The organism is Thermostilla marina, from assembly GCF_054657455.1.
The window spans coordinates 3,278,403-3,296,389 of sequence record NZ_BAAHYR010000001.1 but is presented as its reverse complement, the minus strand read 5'-3'; the positions used below and the strand labels follow the sequence as shown (position 1 = coordinate 3,296,389).

Genomic DNA, 17,987 nt, shown 5'->3' with positions numbered 1-17,987 from the left:
GTCGGCTACTCCACCACGTAATCGTCGGCCAGCCGTTTGAGGGCGTCGACGTCTTCGTCCTTGAGGGTCCCACGGCGTTCGATTTCGATTCGGGCTTCACGGCCGCTGGTCTTGTCGCGAGCCGTCACAATCACGCGACCGGCAGCATTGAAGGCGTATGTGACCTCCACCGGCGATCCCTTGGGGAGATTGTCCGGCAGGTCGGTAATGCGGCATTTGCCCAGCAGCGAGCAGGCCATGGGATCAGGAGCATCGCCTTCCAAAACCTGAACCGTAACGCGTTCCTGATTCTCTTTGCTGGTTTTGAAAACACGGCGCACTTCGATCGGAATGCGGCTGTTTCGCGGGATCATGATGTGGTTGACCATCTTGTTGGTCTTCGGATCCAACGCCACGATTCCCAGGCCGTGCGAGTTGACGTTTTCTTCTTTGACTAATTCCAGGCGACGTCGAATGATGTCGGCCAACTTGGAATCCGGGCCACGATATTTGGCCTCCAAGATGGCGGCATGAATGGCGGCTCCTTGGGCCACGGCCGTATGCGGCGAGATTTCAGTGTACGGTTCGCGCCCGGTCAGGTCCTTGAGCATGCGGCGGACCTGCGGCATCAACGTGGAGCCGCCGACCAACACGATGGCTTCGAGATCGTCGGCGGTGACCCCGGCTTCGTCCATCACCAGTTCGGTTGTGTCGGCCGTCCGCTGAAGGAGGTCTGCGGTGAGTTCTTCGAACAACTGCCGCGTGACGGGCACGTTCAGCGATTTGCCTGCGTGCCGGCAGGTAATGACGGTTTCTTCCTTTTCGGTAAGCTCGATCTTGGCCAGATCACAATCGTTGCGCAGGATTTGGATCGTTTGAGCCGATTCCCGTGGATCGATGCCGTGTTTCTCTTTGAAGTTGTCGGCGACGTAGTCCAAAAGACGATCGTTCCAATCGACGCCGCCCAGCTGCACGTCACCATCGGTCGCCAGCACCTTGAAATGAGTCGGTGTGTATTCGACCACCGTAACGTCGAAGGTTCCGCCGCCCAGGTCGTACACCAAGGCTTTTCGCGGTTTGTGATCGCCGCTTTCGGGCCGACCAAGAATGCCGCGGTGCCACGCGTAAGTGAGCGTTGCGGCAGTCGGTTCGTTGATGATGTCGATGACGTTCAAGCCTGCGATGCGCCCCGCATCCTCAGTCGCCTTGCGCCGGGAATCGTTGAAGTAATACGGCACGGTGATGACCGCGTTGGCGACCTTGCCGATTTGCTTTTCTGCATCCTGACGGAGTTTCTTGAGGATCAAAGCGGAGATGAATTCGGGGGTGATTTCACGGTTGTCGAACGTCCGCTTGAATTCAGTCGCCCCCATGTACCGCTTGATCCGCTCGATCACGTTTTCCGGGTCTTCCATCGCCGCCCGCATCCGATTCGGGCCGACGATTACGTGGCCGCTCTCAGCCAACAGAATCAGGCTTGCCGTTTCGATGTCGCCGTCGTCGTTGGGCAACGGCTTCGGGTTACCTTCGTCATCGAGAATGGCGATGGCCGAGAAGGTCGTTCCCAAGTCGATTCCGACGGTATGACCAGGCTCGAAGTGCATAGTGATTGTTCCCGCAGATGTGTTGTCAGACCAGAAATCCCAATCACGTGTGGAAAAGATAACGCGCCGGCTCGACTATCCGCGCTGCCGGTTTCGAAGCCGGCTTGCCCGGTGCGGAAGTCCGGCCCACGGACTTCCGCCGGCATGCTCACGGGCACACATTGTCAGCCCTTATGATAAGCGTCGCAATAATCCCCTGCCACCATCCGGCAATCGGACGGGACCGTTTCGTTCGATCTCTCGCAACAAAAGCGGCGAACGCAATACCGCTTTTCCTGGCGAGGGAAATCTCCCTCACCGGGACTATACGTTAGTTGCCCCGTGGGGAAAACGCAACGGTAGAACACCGAACGCAATGATTCCCACGAACCTGTGCAGAGGAATCGAAACCCGGTTCGCGACTTATCACTTCAGCAACGATTCGATGTCGTCGAGAACGTCGTCGGATCCTTTCTTTTCAGGCTTCTCCGGTGATTCCTCACCGTTGTTTTCGACAGGTTCCGCCGGCTTTTCTGCCTCCGGCTTTGAAGGAGTTTCGCCCTCGGAAGCCGGTTTTGGTTTCGTGCTTGATTCTTCCGATGTGCCGCTGTCATCTGCCGTCTTTGGCGGTTCCGCCGGCTTCTCCTGCTCCGACGGGGCTTTGCCCGACGGTTCACCATTTGTCGGACTCTTCGGTTGCCGATCTTTCGCACGAGGCTTTTTCGGTTGTTTTGGGGACTCCGGTTCCGCAGCAGGTTCTTCCGATTCGTCGATTTCGTCGAACGATTCGGCGTGCAGCGGGAACCGTAAACCGTTGAAGACGGCGAGCAAGGCCAGTCGGTCGATATCCAAGCGGCCCATGTCTGTTCGGAGTTCGATGATGTACCGCCTGCCGTCGACGACTGTTTCGATGAACAGGCGTTCGAGAACTTCGTTTGAACCCTTCACGGTGGCGCGGCGGCGGTAAGTGGCACCGTAATGGTCGCCGCAGCGGATCGCTTCGACCGTTGCCGAGCGTCCTGCCGCTTTCAGGCGGTTCGCGGTGATTTCGAGAAACTTCCCGATATTCGTCGCATCGACATTGTCAATTTCCGATTCTTCTTCGACGGTGAAGATGATCGATGGATACGGAGCCACCGGATCGCCTTGGTAGCGGACGAGGTATTTGTTACTTCGCGGCGGTACTATCCAATCGGCGGGCGGGGCCGTTTCGAGACGTCCTTCGTCCAGCGGAGGCAGATATTCCCCCAGTTCAGGCAAAGGCCCGGCTGCGCTGTCGGGAATGGCTGTCTCTTGCGATTTCGCGGAATCGGCCGGGGACGTTTGATTGCTGCACCCGACGACAACGCTTGCCAGCAGGATGCCGCCCCAAGCACCAATCGACAGGAGGCGTTCCGTCATGATGGACCTCTTCGTGGATCGAAATTTCTGTTCCGGCAGATAGGTTTTGCGTACGAGTTTGACCCGATGACGCCGTTACCGTCGGCACGACGTCGTGGTTTCTCTCGAAACGGTTGCGGAAGCGTCCGCAAGCCGGATTGTCGATTGCCTATTCTTCGAGAACCGTTTTCACGATTTGGACGAAGTGTGGAGTTCCCTTTTTCTTGGTGAGTTCCTTCGCGCACTTGTCGGCTTTTTTGCGCTCGGCGTATTCAAAGAGTTCGACTTGCTGCATGCTTTGATTGAACACGCCCCAATAGGCCTTGAGTCGGACCTCTTTTGCGGTGGTAGAGCGAGACTTTTTCTTGGCGGCTTTTTTCTTGGTTGCAACGGTCTTCAGCTTCTTGCCCGACTCTTTCTTTTTGGTGGCCTGCTTTTTGGCTGCTGCCTCGGCTTCAGCCCGTTTGGCAAGCCGACTAACCGTGCGTCGCGCCATTTTTCTCCCCCAAGAGGGTTGTGCTCTGCCGGGCATTTCCCTCCGCTGAGGAATGACCGGTAGAGCGGACGAGAGTCGAAAGATTGCATTTCCCATGATAATCGGGCTGGACGTCGAATGCCACTCTCTCGCACAATAGGGTTACGCCCAAAGAGTGGTGCACTGTCAGGGGGGATTATGTAGCTCTTTCGTGTTCTAGTTTCGTTGCTTTTGGAATTGGCGATGTCTGCCGTTGCCCCGGACGTTTCTATCGTCGTCACGACATATGAACGCCCGCGACATCTCGATTGCGTGCTGGCCGGCCTGAGTCGCCAAGATTTCACGGGCACCTTTGAGGTTATTGTGTCGGACGACGGTTCGCGCGACGAAACCCCCGAGTTGGTGAAGCGGCTCGCCGAGGAAATGCCGTTTCCGATTCGTTTCTTGACCCACGAGCACGACGGTTTTCAACCGGGGTATTGCCGAAATGCAGGCTTTGCCGCCACGCGCGCCGAGTACGTGCTGTTCTTGGACGGCGATTGCGTGCCTCCACCTTGGTTCGTGCGGAGGCATTTCGAGCGACGGCGAAGAGGAAACGTATTCTCTGCACCCGCGTATCGGTTGTCGGAAGCGATCTCGGCCGAGATCAATCGCGAAACGATTTGCTCGCTGCGTGATTTGCAGATGATTTCCGACGAATTGAATCGTCGCATGCGACGGCATCATTGGAAACAAGAACTCTATTATCGGCTTCGGCATCCGACGAAACCGCGGGTCTTGGGCGGCAATATCGGCGTTTGGCGAGACGATTTTTTGGCCGTCAACGGGTTCGACGAAAGTTTTCACGGCTGGGGAGGAGAAGATGACGACTTCGGCGTTCGGTTGCGCAGAATAGGCGTGCGGCCTCGGTCCATTGCCGGAGATGCCGTGGCGACCCATTTGTGGCATCCGCGGGTGGAAAGTGCGCCGGAAAAGATCTCTCAGGGGCAGAACATCGATTACCTTGTTCGGCGAGGCCGGTTGGCGTGCTGCCGGAACGGGCTCACGAAGCGCCGGAACAGTGACCTGAACGTCCTGGTCACCGGTGAGGTGTCGGTGTATCCGGCCGTCGGCGAACTGCTACAGAAGGCGGGCCTTGCGTGCCACGGTTTGCTCGATTCGACGTCGACGACCGAGCGACGTGTCGAGGTCGAAATATTGCTGTTTCCATCGCGACGACGGTTTGCCGTCCGTTCGGCAGATTGTCGCGTGCTGGTAGTTTGTACTCCGGCTGTATGCGTGCCCCGAAGCCTTGTTCGGCGAGCCGACGTCGTGTGTCGTCCCAACGCTGTTCGTGAAACGAAGCCCGACGGGCAAGAACACTGGCCGCTTGAGTCGTTGCCGCAGGCGGTCGACACCATCGGATAAATCGTGTTTACTCTTCTAAACATCGGGATCGCGAAGTCGCAATTTGCGGCGTTGCCTCGCGAGAATCGCGTCGGGTTTGTATGGTAGGAGTGGAATGCATGGCCGGAAGCAATTGCAAACGGCAGGGGCAATTCACCGTATTGAACCCGTACTCTTCTCGGAGCGTGAGACGCCCAGAGCCGTTCTTTTCGTGATTCGGCCGCCGGGATCGGAAAATAGCCATGAACGAAGTTCACGCGATTGCCCGCAAGGTCATCGCCAACGTCGAGAAGGTCATCGTGGGCAAGCGACAACAGATCGTTTATGCCCTGGTGGCGATGTTTTCCGAAGGACACATCTTGTTGGAAGATGTACCCGGAGTCGCCAAGACGATGCTCGCCCGCGCGTTGGCGCAAAGCACGGGGTGCACGTTCAAACGGATTCAGTGCACCCCCGATCTGTTGCCCAATGATGTGACGGGGGCCTCGGTGTTTCATCCCAAGACGACCGAGTTTGAATTTCGACCCGGTCCTATTTTTGCCCAAATCGTGTTGGCCGACGAGATCAATCGTGCGACGCCGCGAACACAATCGGCATTGTTGGAAGCAATGGCCGAAAGCCGAGTGACCGTCGATGGAACGACGCACGTTCTCGAATCGCCGTTCATCGTGATTGCGACACAAAACCCGGTCGAGCACGAAGGCACTTTTCCGCTGCCGGAGGCGCAGTGCGATCGATTCTTGATGAAATACGCGATCGGGTATCCAGCGCCTGCGGAAGAGTTGCAAATGTTGTCGCTGTTGGAGAAACGGCATCCGATTGAAAATGTCGAACCGGTCGTATCGCCCCAGGAGATCGTCGAGGTTCAACGACGGATCCGCTCTGTCTACGTCGACGAAAAAGTGCGGCAATACATCGTCGATATCGTCAACGCTACGAGAGAACACGAGGATCTTGCGCTGGGAGGAAGTCCGCGGGCGAGCATTGCATTGTTTCGTGCCTCTCAAGCCCTGGCGGCGATCCTCGGACGCAACTACGTGTTGCCCGACGACGTCAAGCGATTGCTCTTTCCAATCTTGAATCACCGATTGATTTTGAAACCGGAAAGCCGCTTGCGAAAGATGACGATCGAACGCGTGTTGGAGGAGGTGACCGACGCAGTGCGTGTTCCTGTCGTCGAAGCCCCCGGGTTTGCCGCCGAATAGCCCGCACGCCGAGATGAAACGTGCATGACCGTCCGAGAAACATCGCATAACGAAACGCAACGACGCGTCAACGCGGGCATAATCGACCAACGGATCGTCCGCTGGGTTGTGCTCGGCGGGGTGTTGTGGTGTATCTCACTGTTGGTCCAGTCGTCGGCCTTGGCGATTGCAACCTACGTGTTGCTGGCGACCGCCGTGCTGTGCCGAATTGCCGTGCGACATTGGGCAACGTCGGTGGCCGCCGAACGGCGATGCAACATCTACTCGGCGAGTATCGGTGATCGCGTTACCGTTCTCGTTCGCGTTGTGAATCGTTCGCGGTTGCCGATTCCATGGTCGTTGCTCGAAGATATCCTGCCCGTGCGGGCGATTCGCGGACGTCCGCCCCGGCTCAAGGTAACAGGAAAGCCGATGGCTGCCGTCTCGATCGGCCCCGGACGGGCGGTCACCGCAGTGTACCAGGTCGAATGCTTGGAACGTGGGTTTTATCAACTCGGCCCCTTGATCGTCGAGGTCGGCGATCCCTTCGGACTGGAGCGGCGCTATCGCATTGTGACCGAACCCCATTTCTTGCTTGTGTATCCTCGAGTGGTCACGTTGGAGGAATGGGACATTGCAACCCGCAAGCCGGTGGGCGAGGTGCGTTTATCACATCGGCTGTTTGAAGATCCGACACGTATTTCGGGTGTTCGCGAATACCAAGCCGGAGATCCATTGAATCGAATTCATTGGCGGGCGACGGCTCGCACCGGCACCCTGCACAGCAAGCTGTTCGAACCGTCCGTCATTGCAGGGGCGACGATTCTACTCGACTTTCACAAAGAAACCTTCTCGGAGGGGGAAGTGCCCGTACGGCCGGAGTTGGCTGTTCGGATGACGGCCTCACTGGCCCATGCCTTGGCGCAGATGAACGAGCAAATCGGGTTCATAAGCAACGGGTGGGACGCCGTCGACTTGGCCCGATTGGAAGGGTGGGACCCGGATCCTTCGAGTCGGCTCGCGGCACGTCGCTCTGCCGAGGCGGCCGAAAGCGTCGATCGTTTAGCACCGATCGTTGTACCCACTCGACGCGGGATCGACCAGTTTCAACGGATTCTTGAAATGCTTGCACGGTTGGAGCTGAGCGAAGGCTTGCCGTTCCGAGAGTTGGTCCACGAAACGATTCAGCATATTCCGCAGAACACGGCCACAGTCGTGTTGCTTTCGACGGTCAGCGAGGAACACCTTGTTGCGGTCGAGATGCTCCATCGTCGAGGAATTCCGGTGACGTTGATAATCAACAACCATCGCGAGGAAGCTTTCGCGAGGGCCGCCGCCTACCTCGGCCGGACGGGGGTTGATTTGCGCGTGCTGACGGCACCGGAAGACGTCGCGTCACTGTGTCGGCGGTACGTGTGGAGGTGACTCGCCATGCGACCTCGGCGGACGGAGATCGATTGGATGTTGACCCTGCTCAACCTGGGGCTCGTGATGCTCTTGGTCGGGAGTCTGGCATTTTTCTTGCTTGAAGTCTTCTACCAAGGAAGGTACTCGGGGCGGCTGCACTGGATCGTCGGGCTATTTGTGTTTGCTGTCGTATTGACCTCTGAAATCGCCATCGAATCAGGCAGAGAACGCGCATCGTTATTTGCTGTCCCTTTGGCGGTGGCGACATGGATTGCGCTTCAACGATTCGTGCAATTCTCCGGCGTGCTGATGTCGTTCTCGTTCATGGTCAATGCGCTCGTCTTGGCTGTAACGTGGTGGTCGGCCGCCCGACTGACGTTCGATTGCGTCGTGCTGGACGACGATGTCGACCAAGAGGGAAAAGGGTTGCTGGAGAAAAACGGCGAAAAACGAGTGTCGCCGATTGCTGTGAGCGTTTTTTTGCATCGTGTGGAAGAATGGCTGGCAATCAAACGCAGCGGCGGACGTCGCGGCCGAACCGTCGTGTGGTTTTCGATTGCCGCCGTGCCGTTGTTCGGAATCGGACAATCGTTCGGACGCGGATCCCCGACGGCGTTGCGGTTCTTGGCCGTATACTTGGCAGCAGCCCTTCTATTGCTGGCGACCACAAGCCTTTTGGAGCAACGTGCTTATTTGCGGTATCGCCGATTTCAATTACCCCGCGACGTGACGCTGCGGCGACTGGCAACCGCGGTCGGATTCGTCGTCGTCGTGCTGGGGGGAGCTTGGATCCTTCCGCGACCGGAAGAAATACGCTACGGGGGTGACATTCTCGCAACGACGCGTGAGTTGACGGCGAACCGTTTCGGATGGGGATCGGAAGGGGTAAAAGGCGAGTCGTGGCAGCAAGCATCACCCGGAGAAGGCGAAGAACGATCGGAAGAGGATTTTCAAAGTACTTCGAGTCACGATGCGGATTCGACGGACGAAGTACGCGAGCAAAACGCCGGTTCCCACGACGTCGAAGGATCGCCGGAGGAGGTAGGGAACGCTTCGCGGCATCGGTCGCCGCCGGCTGCCCACGGCGGCGATGAGGCAAGAACGGCGGAAACGCGCTCGCGCGAGAATGGATCGGATTCCAACGCATCCGATACACCCACATCTCACGACGCCGATTCAGCCGACCGGAGCCGCGAAAGCACAAAGGACCGTGCCCGCGAATCCTCCAAATCGGCGGTGTCGGCCTCACGTGAAGAGGCAGCGAAGTCGACGCGCACCGGAGATCGATTCCCCGCGAATGAAGCATCGAATCGGCACGAAAGCCGACAAAGGAGGAACGGACGATCGGCTCAACGTTCGACAGGTCAACAGCGCGAACCGGCCCGAGATGCCGGCCCGTCGGAGAAGTCGGTCGAACGGCGGAAGTTCCCACCGCTCCCGAAAATGCCTACCTTCCAGTTGACGGGCGTCTTTCGTGTCCTTGTCTGGCTGATCTTTCTAGGGGTAATCGCGTGGTTCGTGATTCGTCATCGCGCGGCAGTGTTCGAAGTACTGCGAGAATGGTGGACAGCGCTCTTTGCCCGCAAGAAACAGGGGGCAGGCGATGTTGCGACGGAGGAATCGGCGGAAGCTCGTCGCCGGCGGACGCAAACCCCGTTTTCGGCCTACGGAGATCCGTTTGCCGACGATGTGTTGCTCGCTTCGCGTGATCGGATGGCGGCCTACTTGTTCGCTGCGTTGGAAAGTTGGGGAACAGGGCACGGTTGCCCGCGGGCACAGGGAGAAACTCCCAAGGAATACGCGCGCCGCTTGGGCGGCCGGTTTCCGCAGATCGAACAGGAACTCAAGACGATCGGGCACGTATATTCGTTGGTCGTGTACACACACCACGAAGATATTCCGCCCGACAAGACAGAACGTGAATCATTCGAGCGGCTATGGCGCTATCTCCGACGACACGCTCCGATCGAAACACCGATGACTCACGTAACCGGCGAGTGATTGCCTTCGTGCAACCACGCGAACGTCGACCGCCGACACCATCGATTGTGGTGGTGTTGCTTCTTCAGGTTGTTTTTCACGATGCAGAAATCCGGTCCGCTCTTATTGTAAGGCCTGTTGATTGGGCTCGACGGTATCGGCCGGGTCGGGGCTGTGGACTTCGAGACACAGGATTTCGACAACCATATCGACTTCCTCTTGCGGATTCGTCGGCTGTTTGGCGAGAGTGAATACGATGTCGATCGACCGCAGTCGCGGATGTGCGTCGCGGACGAACCGAAACTCTTCGAGCCAACCGCCCTCGGGCAACGGGTGTTGTTCGGCATTCCGAAATTGTCTGCGGTAAAAACCGAGAACCGAGATCGGCTTGTTTTTTTCTTCGATCCGCACGTAGTGCAGAATCATCGGGTCGAATTCGATGTCCGGCAGTTTCTCTTTGAGTTCGGCGTTGGGCCAGTTGAGGTGATATTCGGCAGTGACCCAAGCGTCCGGGTGCAAGTTCAACGGTCTTGCTTGCGCGAACTGTTCCGTGCTCTGCGGCGACGCCGTGGCGTGGTAGTCGGCTGCTACTTTGCACGTTTTACACATCTCACGAATTACGGCGATGGTTGCCTGTTGCCAGGCTTCCTTCGGCGACGTGGCTCCCGTCGAATTGCGTCCGCTGGGGCCGGGACCTTCACCTTCACCGTAGTATTCTTCGCCTCCTTCGTATTCACCGGAGCCCGGCGCCCCGCCGCGATACGGTTGACGCACAGGTGGTCGTAGCCCGACACCGGGACGCCGAACCGGAGGACGGACCGGCACGGCCGCCTGGTGATCTTCTCGCGGCATCTTCTTGATGCAGGCCAGGAAACCTGGTTCTAGTGACAAACCGTTTCCCATGCCTTCTGCGATCAAGGCTTGGGGCCCTTCTTCCCAATTGGCCTTCATGACGGCGAACAATTTCGCTCGCACGCTATCGAAGGGATAGGTGCCTGCCAGCAGAATGTCGGGTGCCGAGGCTTCCAATGTGCCGGCATTCGAAAGACGCGCCTGAACCAGATTTACAGCCGGTGCTCCCCAAATTCGTGGCGCAAGCGAGAACGCAACATCCTGTGGAATCGACTGAATTTCCAACTCACGAGCTTTCGGCTTGGTGGCGGTACGTCCTGAACCGGAGCCGTAGCTTCCATAACCGGCCTGTTCGTAAGCTTCCTCGCCGTAAGATTCTTCGTATTCTTCTTCGCTGCTGTATTCTTCCTCTTGGGCGTAATACTCTTCCTCCGACGAAGGATAACCGTGCGATCCGCGCGCGGTCCCGGGACGTCGCTGTCCGCCGTTGCTTCCGGCGCCGAACAAATTCGACAAGCTCAATCCGCCTTGCGGTTCGGCTGATCCGGCTCCACCGGCTTCGCTGGGACCGGCCAAATTGCCTAGGGCGGCTTGACGTTCGAAGGCCCCGATAATGCTTCGGAACGTTGCGGCACTAAACTCGGTGACATAACGTAACACCTGCTTGGCAAGCGGATCTTGCGGAGACGCCTGAGCCAAGAGCGATAGATGAATCGGCAAGTTCTTCGGATCGGGGGCCAAGAGGAAGGGGCCGATCAGCTCCCGATGCGAAGCCGGAGTCGACGGTTGCATGAGGTGAGCGAGCAACTTCATGCGCATGTTCTCATCGGCCTTCGGGGCGACGAGTTCAAAGGTCAGCCGTTGGAGCTCGCTTGCAGTAATCGGTCCGCCGGGGCGATTGCGATTGTTTTGCGAACGGCCGTACGGATTGCCCCCGTAACCACCGCCGGGTGCGCTGCCGTATTCCTCCTCTTCGGGATAGTATTCTTCTTCGCTTTCTTCGAGGGCGTATTCGGGCGGCATACTGCTGCCGTAGCCGCTTGACCCGCCCGGACGAGAACGAGGTGAAGGCCCGTTCTCGGGCGGCTTACGGAACGACTCGGGAGCTGTGATCAATTCGAAGGCGAGTTTCTGATAGGGGGGCGTGTAGGCTTCGACGATCCCTTGGATGACGGCTTCGACGGCCGTTCGATCGTCTTCTACCTCGCGCGTACCGGCCAACAACTCGCGAAGAATTCCTTGCGCCTGCTGGTTGCCGACGGCAACGACGCCCTGAATCGCCGTCTTCAGGAGCTTAAGTTCAAACGCCGATTCTTCCGGCGAACGTTGAGGATTTTGCGGGGTTCGGGGCGGACCGTACGAACTTCCGTACGATTCTTCGGCCGGTTCGCCTTCGTACTCTTCTTCGTAATATTCCTCTTCACTGTCGGAATATTCTTCTTCGTAATACGCTTCCTCGCTGTCGCCGGAGTACTCCTCTTCGTATTCTTCTTCACTCATCCCGGATCCGTATGAACCGGATCCGTATGAGCCGGAGCCGTAGGGACCGGCTTTGGGTTTTTCATCTTTTTTCGGTTCCGGCAGGGGGGCCATCGTGATCATCTCCGACAAGATATCCAGAGACTCACCGGCGTCGCGAGACCCTGCTACCGTTGCCTGGGCAAGCAGCGGCAATGCCTCGAAGATGCGTTCGTCGAGCTCCTTACGGGCCTTGACGAAATCTTCCTTGATCCACTGAGAGAGGTCGTCAGGGATCTGACGCTCTTTCGGTTTTTCCTCTTCTTCCGTCTGCGCTTGCGGTTTAGGCTTGGCGGGGGCCGGCTTTGGAGTGGCGGGTGATGGTGCCGGGGTAGAAGCAACCGGCGGTGGAGCCTGTTCCGTATCGTCGCCTTTTCCGCATCCGAGCGTTAGGGCGAGTGCCGTGAGAAAAAATGCCGCCGCGTGAAATCGAGCCAATCGCATCGTGTCCTCTCCCAGACTCGAATGGGTCAGCCGTATGACCGGAGTCGAAACGGATACGCCGGTGCCGCAGGTGATAACGGAGCGGCTCTCGGAAAGCCGTCCTTTGGTCGTCCGAAAAGGTGGCCGAGGCAACGAGATGCGTCGCGGTCCCGAACCCCGTACTACGATGCTGATTGTAGCCCATCCGGCAGGGCATTGGTAGGAATTGACCTCGACAAGATGGGCGTGGCCGAATCGTGGTGTTCCGCTTGCAGGGATGCGGCAGCGGGAATAGGCTATCCAGAGACACGCACAAGGGGGTTACATCAAGTGGGGGATGCTATCTGCTCGTACATGCCTACCCGACGGGGACAATGCTCGCCTGCTCCCCCGGAACAGAGGATTAAAGGAGCCACACTCACCATGCGTAAACACGAATCTCGTTCGCTGTTGAGGACCGCGTGCTTGGCGGCCGTCGTTTGCTCTCTGGGGTTGGCATGTGTGTCGGGAGGCCGCACTGTTTGCGCGGCGCAAGATGACGATTTGTTTCCCTTCGTTGTCGGATATGATCCGGCGGGGGGGATCACCGATCTATCGTCCCGGCTGGATCGTCCGGCAGGCAAGCACGGGTTCGTCCGCGTTGTCAATGGGCACTTTGGGACCGACGCGGGCCGGATTCGGTTTTGGGCCACGAACATGTGTTTCGACGGATGTTTCCCGTCACGTGCAGAAGCCGAACGTGTCGCGGCACGGTTGGCCTCGTTGGGCATCAACTGTGTACGTTTGCACCACATGGATAATCGGCACATTTGGGGATCGAGTCCTAACAAGCTGGTGATCGACCCCGAGATGTTGGATCGGCTCGATTACTTCATCTTCCAACTGAAACAGCACGGGATTTACGTCAACATCAATTTGCATGTTTCGCGTCAATTGGGACCTGCCGAAGGGTTTCCAAACGTCCAAGGTCGTCCGAAATACGACAAGGGGCTTGATAACTTCGAGCCGCGGATGATCGAATGTCAAAAACAGTTCGCGCGCGACCTGCTGACGCATCGCAACCCGTACACTCGAACACGGTATTGCGAGGAACCCGCCGTCGCGATGATCGAAATCAACAACGAAAACGCGGCGTATTGCCAATATTCGCGGGGAGAATTGGACGATCTGCCCGAGCCGTACGCGACGACGTTTCGGCAACTGTGGAATGCCTGGCTGCGCAAGAAGTACGGCAGCGACGAGAAACTGGCCGCCGCGTGGAATCGTGGTAGAAAACCACTGGGCGACGAAATGCTCCGCGACGGAGATTTTCGCGAACCGGCGAATCAAACGTGGCATATTCAGCGGGACGACCGTTCGCAGTTCGACACGGCGCCTATCGAGACACCGGCCGGAGGCGGAATCCGGTTGACCATCACGCAAATGGGACGCGAGTCGTGGATTCCGCAAATGAGCCAAGGCGGGTTTGCCCTTCGTGAGGGTGAACCGTACACGTTGACCTTTTCGGCGCGTTGCGAGCGAGAAGCCAAATTGGGCGTCAATTGCATGATGGACCATGAACCGTGGCAACGCGTGGGGTTGTCGACCCAAGTTGTACTCGGGACCGATTGGCGCGACTTCAAACTCACGTTCATCGCCGATCGATCCGACGACGACTGTCGTGTCACATTCAACGGTTTCCAGCCGGGAACGTACGAAATTGCCCATGTTTCGTTGCGACCGGGGGGAATCACCGGCCTCGAAGAAGGGCAAAGCCTGAAAGACGATTCCGTGCCCATCGTTCGATCGACGGGCGGATTGCTCACCGGAGCTGCTCGGGCCGACTTTGCCGACTTCCTCTGGGATCTTGAAGCCGAGTATTGGTGGGGCATGTACGATTATTTGAAGAATGAATTGGGCGTCCGCAGCCTCGTGGCGGGCACTCAATTGCATTACAGCCCTGTTCATATCCAGGCCAAGTTGGACTACATCGACGCCCACGCGTATTGGCAGCATCCCGCGTTTCCGGGACGGCCTTGGGATCCAAACGACTGGTTTGTGCGGAACGTGGCATTGGTGAACAACCCCGGCGGCACCTTGGCGTCGTTGGCTGCGCGACGGGTCGAGGGCAAGCCGTTCACCGTCAGCGAGTACAACCATCCGCAACCGAATCAATATGCCGCCGAAGGCTTTCCCATGATCGCTGCGATGGGGGCGTTCCAGGATTGGGACGGGATATTCACCTTCACGTACAGCCACAATCGGGAGTACGAAATCGACAAGCTCAGCGGGTACTTCGATATCAAAAGTGATCCCGTCAAGCTGGTGCACCATCCCGCGTGTGTGGCCATGTTCACTCAGCAGGCCGTCGAACCCGGCCGTGCGTGCGTTCGTGTGCCGTTGCGTTTGGATCAAGAACGCGAGTGGCTTCGAAAAACGCTCAGTGCGTGGACGGAGACCGCCGAGAATTTCGGGCTCGACCCGCTTACGCCGTTGCTATCGCGGGTGGTGCTTGCATTGCATGACGCCGACACCGAGTTACCGCAGGTCGAGGACGATCGGCGTGTTTTCGTGACAGATACGCGACAGATTTGTTGGGACGTTTCGAAGCCCGGCAAAGGCTTGTTTGCCGTGAATACCGATCGCGTGAAGCTGCTGACCGGGTTCACAGACGACCGGCAGTTCAAATTGGGGGATGTGTTTGTAAAGCCGGGCAAGACGAAGCTGGGGTGGTCGACGATCAGCCTGACCGTGATCGACGGAAAGGGGTTCGGCGGACCGGGACGCATCTTGTTGGCCGCTACCGGAGTCGTTCAAAATCGAGGCGCAACCCTGGAGGATTTGGGGAACGATCGCATCACGCTGCGTCGAAATTGGGGCGAGGGGCCGGTGCTTTGCGAAGGTGTTCCCGTCGAGATCACTCTGCCCGCGGCTGGTGAGCGAGTTGCTGTTTATCCCTTGGATGAAAACGGGAAACGCCGCGAACCGATCGCGATCCGCTCCGAGAACGGGACGGCCGTGATCCTTGCCGGACCGAAGTACAAGACCCTGTGGTACGAAATCGAAATCCGTTGACGGCTATACGAGTGTTGCCGAAAGTCGGATTCGGCGGCTGTGGACGGTTGTGCCATCTCCGATCGCAAATCGATCGGGAATTTCAAGAAGCCGAGGAGCGATCATGCAACGCGACACCCATTCGCGCCGGGATTGGTTGAAGGCACTCGCCGCGGGCGGAACTCTCGGTATGTCGGCATTCCTGGCCGGCTGTGCTGCCGAAAAACAGAGCACGGGAGGAAAGCGACGTCGTCTGCGGGCGGCTTTCTCCAACGCGGGCCTGGCCGGTACATGGAACAAACTCGGCTACGATGCCGCGATGCTTTGGGGAGATCTGTTGGACGTCGAGATCGTCTGGTTCGACGGTGAATTCAACGGGCAAACGCAGCGAGAGCGAATCGAGCTCGCAACTGCCGAGGATTGGGACTTTTGTGCCTTCCAGGCCCATCAAATCGACATCTTGGCCGAACCGGTCAAACGGTTGAAGGCACGCGGAATCCCGGTGATCGGTATGGATACCCTCATCGTTCCGGAAGACGAGTTGTTCGACACCGGTGTGCCCATCTACATTTGTCCCGACCACGTGAGAATGGCTGAACAAGTCACGCGGTACATGGTCGAGAAAATCGGCGGGAAGGGGAAAGTCATTCATATCGGCGGTCAAAGTGAACACAGTGGTGCTCAGGATCGGGCCAAGGGGTTCCAAAACGTCATTCGCGAGTATCCCGAGATCGAGGTGGTCGGCGGGGACGTGAGGTGGTGCGACTGGCAGACCGAGAAGGCCCGCAACACGTTCGAATTGCTCTTGCAACAGGCGGGCGGACCGGTGGCGGGCGCCTTTTGTCACAATGACGACATGGCCCTCGCTTGTGCGGCCAAACTTCCCGGCACGCCGCACGAAGACATGGTCGTCGTCGGTGTCGACGGGCAACTACCCGGCTTGACCGGCGTTCGTGACGGTTTGCTTGGTGCCACGAGTGTGAATCCTGCCGGAATGATTCACATGTATGCGGTGGCGATCGGACAGTTCATCGTTCGCAATAACGAGTCTTTCGACAAGTTATTGAAAATCGTCACACCGTGCCCGTTGGTTTCCCGTGAAGAAGGCAACTTGGATGCGCTGTTGTATCTTTCGGATCCGAAGCATTGCCTGGTGTGACGGCCGTCGCATAGAGCTCGTTGCGCTGATAGCGGCACGGTTCTTGGAAAAAAGCTGACTTAAGCTGCGCCACCCGCAATCGGAGTGCGTCCGTGAGCACCTCGCCGATCCTCGAATGCTGCAAGATTACCAAGCGATTCGGGGGCATCACGGCCCTCGACAAAGTCGATTTCGACGTGCGCCGCGGCGAGGTGCACGGCTTGGTGGGCAGCAATGGTGCCGGAAAAAGCACCTTGATGAAAGTCTTGGCGGGAGTGTACATGCCGGACGGCGGCGAAATTCGGGTGCGAGGGAAACGCGTCCGGTTTGCCGGCCCCCGAGATGCCGCTTCGTGCGGAGTGGCCATGGTCTACCAAGAGTTGTCCGGCGTCGGGCAGCTCACGGTCGCCGAAAACCTCTTCTTGGGCCGACAGCCGCTTACACGACTCGGCTTGGTCGATTGGCGGTCGATGCATCGCCTGGCGAAAGCGTATTTGGCCGATCTGAACATTCACATCGACGTAGAACAGCGGTTGGATCGCTATCCCTTAGTGATCCGGCAGATGGTCGAAATCGCCCGCGGGGTGCATTCGGGGGCCGATGTGCTGATCTTGGACGAGCCGACGAGCGCCCTCTCGCCGCCGGAAACCCGGCGTTTGTTTTTGCTGATGCGGCGATTGCGCGATCGGGGCGTGGCGATGGTATTCATCAGCCATTTTATCGAGGACGTCCTGGGGATTTGCGATCGCGTTACCATTTTGCGGGATGGAAGACGGGTTACGACGTCGACGAATCTGAGCAAGCCGGAAGTGATCGCCTGCATGCTCGGACGCGATACCGCATCGACGACGACGGAAACAGATCGAACGATTCTCTCGCCGAGAGATCGCGGAACCCCAGTGCTCACCGTACGGGGGCTTACTTGTCGCAACGCATTCGCCGACGTCGATTTCGACGTGCGGCCGGGAGAGATTCTCGGCGTGTACGGATTCGTCGGTTCGGGGAACCAGATGCTCGTTCATGCCGTTGCAGGGGCGGTTCGGCCCCACGCCGGAGAAGTCCTCTTGGAGGGGGCCAGGTTGCCGCCGGGTGATTGCCGCGCGGCCGTCGAAAGGGGCGTCGTTCTAGTGCCGGCCGATCGCGCTTCAGGCTTGTTTGCGCATGCCGAAGTGTTCAAGAACGTCACGATCGGTCATCTGCGGCGGGCGGTCGGCGATTGGATCACCGAAGCCAAAGAAGTGCAGGTTGCCGTGCCTTTGTTGCAGCGGGTCGGATGCCGACCGGCCGATCCGTTCCTTCCGGTTCGAAATTTGTCGGGCGGCAATCAACAGAAGATCGTGTTTGCCAAGTGGCTTGCAGGGCCGATGCGCGTGTTGTTGTTGGACGAACCCACGCGGGGTATGGACGTCGGCGCGAAAGAAGAAGTGCTTCAGCTCGTCCGCGAGCAGGCACGAGCAGGCGCGGCCGTCGTATTGGCCTCGACCGAACCGGAACTTGTGTTGAAACATGCCGACAGGATCCTCGTCATGAAGCGAGGGAGCATCGTTCGTGAATTTCGCGAAGGCGAAGTTACCAAGAAGATGTTGATGGAAACGGCATAGGCGGCAGACGGAGAGCAGATACACACGCGATACACAACAAGGAACCGA

Annotated in this window: 11 protein-coding genes; 7 read left to right on the top strand and 4 right to left on the bottom strand. The window is 58.2% G+C overall.

What is annotated here, in order from left to right; all coding sequences use genetic code 11:
• Positions 1-5 precede the first annotated feature (5 nt).
• From ACYQ2I_RS12050 to ACYQ2I_RS12040, 3 genes are all read right to left on the bottom strand, one after another.
• Positions 6-1,583, bottom strand: a complete 1,578-nt coding sequence (locus tag ACYQ2I_RS12050; RefSeq protein WP_460167266.1) for an Hsp70 family protein — start codon at positions 1,581-1,583, stop codon at positions 6-8.
• Positions 1,584-1,988: 405 nt separating this feature from the next.
• On the bottom strand, positions 1,989-2,963 hold the full coding sequence (locus ACYQ2I_RS12045; protein ID WP_460167265.1) for a hypothetical protein: 975 nt from the start codon (positions 2,961-2,963) through the stop codon (positions 1,989-1,991).
• 148 nt (positions 2,964-3,111) lie between these two features.
• The gene (locus ACYQ2I_RS12040; protein ID WP_460167264.1) at positions 3,112-3,438 is read right to left on the bottom strand and encodes a hypothetical protein; all 327 of its coding nucleotides are present in this window, start codon (positions 3,436-3,438) and stop codon (positions 3,112-3,114) included.
• Positions 3,439-3,660: 222 nt separating this feature from the next.
• On the opposite strand from ACYQ2I_RS12040, the gene ACYQ2I_RS12035 reads away from it, so the two are divergent.
• From ACYQ2I_RS12035 to ACYQ2I_RS12020, 4 genes are all read left to right on the top strand, one after another.
• Entirely contained in the window at positions 3,661-4,824 is a 1,164-nt protein-coding gene (locus tag ACYQ2I_RS12035) for a glycosyltransferase (protein WP_460167263.1), read from the top strand.
• Positions 4,825-5,045: 221 nt separating this feature from the next.
• Positions 5,046-6,008, top strand: coding sequence for an AAA family ATPase (locus ACYQ2I_RS12030; RefSeq protein WP_460167262.1), 963 nt, complete (start codon positions 5,046-5,048; stop codon positions 6,006-6,008).
• Between the two features lie 24 nt (positions 6,009-6,032).
• On the top strand, positions 6,033-7,412 hold the full coding sequence (locus ACYQ2I_RS12025) for a DUF58 domain-containing protein (RefSeq protein WP_460167261.1): 1,380 nt from the start codon (positions 6,033-6,035) through the stop codon (positions 7,410-7,412).
• 6 nt (positions 7,413-7,418) lie between these two features.
• On the top strand, positions 7,419-9,395 hold the full coding sequence (locus ACYQ2I_RS12020; protein ID WP_460167260.1) for a DUF4129 domain-containing protein: 1,977 nt from the start codon (positions 7,419-7,421) through the stop codon (positions 9,393-9,395).
• Between the two features lie 102 nt (positions 9,396-9,497).
• Here ACYQ2I_RS12020 and ACYQ2I_RS12015 read toward each other — a convergent pair whose 3' ends face one another.
• Positions 9,498-12,188 carry a hypothetical protein gene (locus ACYQ2I_RS12015; RefSeq protein ID WP_460167259.1) on the bottom strand — a complete coding sequence of 897 codons (2,691 nt, stop codon included), beginning with the start codon at positions 12,186-12,188 and terminating at the stop codon, positions 9,498-9,500.
• Positions 12,189-12,590: 402 nt separating this feature from the next.
• Here ACYQ2I_RS12015 and ACYQ2I_RS12010 point away from each other — a divergent pair, with 402 nt between their 5' ends.
• The 3 genes from ACYQ2I_RS12010 (at position 12,591) to ACYQ2I_RS12000 (ending at position 17,939) form a co-directional block, all read left to right on the top strand.
• On the top strand, positions 12,591-15,221 hold the full coding sequence (locus ACYQ2I_RS12010) for a cellulase family glycosylhydrolase (RefSeq protein WP_460167258.1): 2,631 nt from the start codon (positions 12,591-12,593) through the stop codon (positions 15,219-15,221).
• Between the two features lie 103 nt (positions 15,222-15,324).
• On the top strand, positions 15,325-16,359 hold the full coding sequence (locus ACYQ2I_RS12005; protein WP_460167257.1) for a sugar ABC transporter substrate-binding protein: 1,035 nt from the start codon (positions 15,325-15,327) through the stop codon (positions 16,357-16,359).
• Between the two features lie 92 nt (positions 16,360-16,451).
• Positions 16,452-17,939, top strand: a complete 1,488-nt coding sequence (locus ACYQ2I_RS12000) for a sugar ABC transporter ATP-binding protein (protein WP_460167256.1) — start codon at positions 16,452-16,454, stop codon at positions 17,937-17,939.
• Positions 17,940-17,987 lie beyond the last annotated feature (48 nt).

Coding starts and splice junctions, on each gene's coding strand:
- ACYQ2I_RS12050 (WP_460167266.1), bottom strand. CDS start 1,583: ATGCACTTCGAGCCTGGTCATACCGTCGGAATCGACTTGGGAACGACC.
- ACYQ2I_RS12045 (WP_460167265.1), bottom strand. CDS start 2,963: ATGACGGAACGCCTCCTGTCGATTGGTGCTTGGGGCGGCATCCTGCTG.
- ACYQ2I_RS12040 (WP_460167264.1), bottom strand. CDS start 3,438: ATGGCGCGACGCACGGTTAGTCGGCTTGCCAAACGGGCTGAAGCCGAG.
- ACYQ2I_RS12035 (WP_460167263.1), top strand. CDS start 3,661: ATGTCTGCCGTTGCCCCGGACGTTTCTATCGTCGTCACGACATATGAA.
- ACYQ2I_RS12030 (WP_460167262.1), top strand. CDS start 5,046: ATGAACGAAGTTCACGCGATTGCCCGCAAGGTCATCGCCAACGTCGAG.
- ACYQ2I_RS12025 (WP_460167261.1), top strand. CDS start 6,033: ATGACCGTCCGAGAAACATCGCATAACGAAACGCAACGACGCGTCAAC.
- ACYQ2I_RS12020 (WP_460167260.1), top strand. CDS start 7,419: ATGCGACCTCGGCGGACGGAGATCGATTGGATGTTGACCCTGCTCAAC.
- ACYQ2I_RS12015 (WP_460167259.1), bottom strand. CDS start 12,188: ATGCGATTGGCTCGATTTCACGCGGCGGCATTTTTTCTCACGGCACTC.
- ACYQ2I_RS12010 (WP_460167258.1), top strand. CDS start 12,591: ATGCGTAAACACGAATCTCGTTCGCTGTTGAGGACCGCGTGCTTGGCG.
- ACYQ2I_RS12005 (WP_460167257.1), top strand. CDS start 15,325: ATGCAACGCGACACCCATTCGCGCCGGGATTGGTTGAAGGCACTCGCC.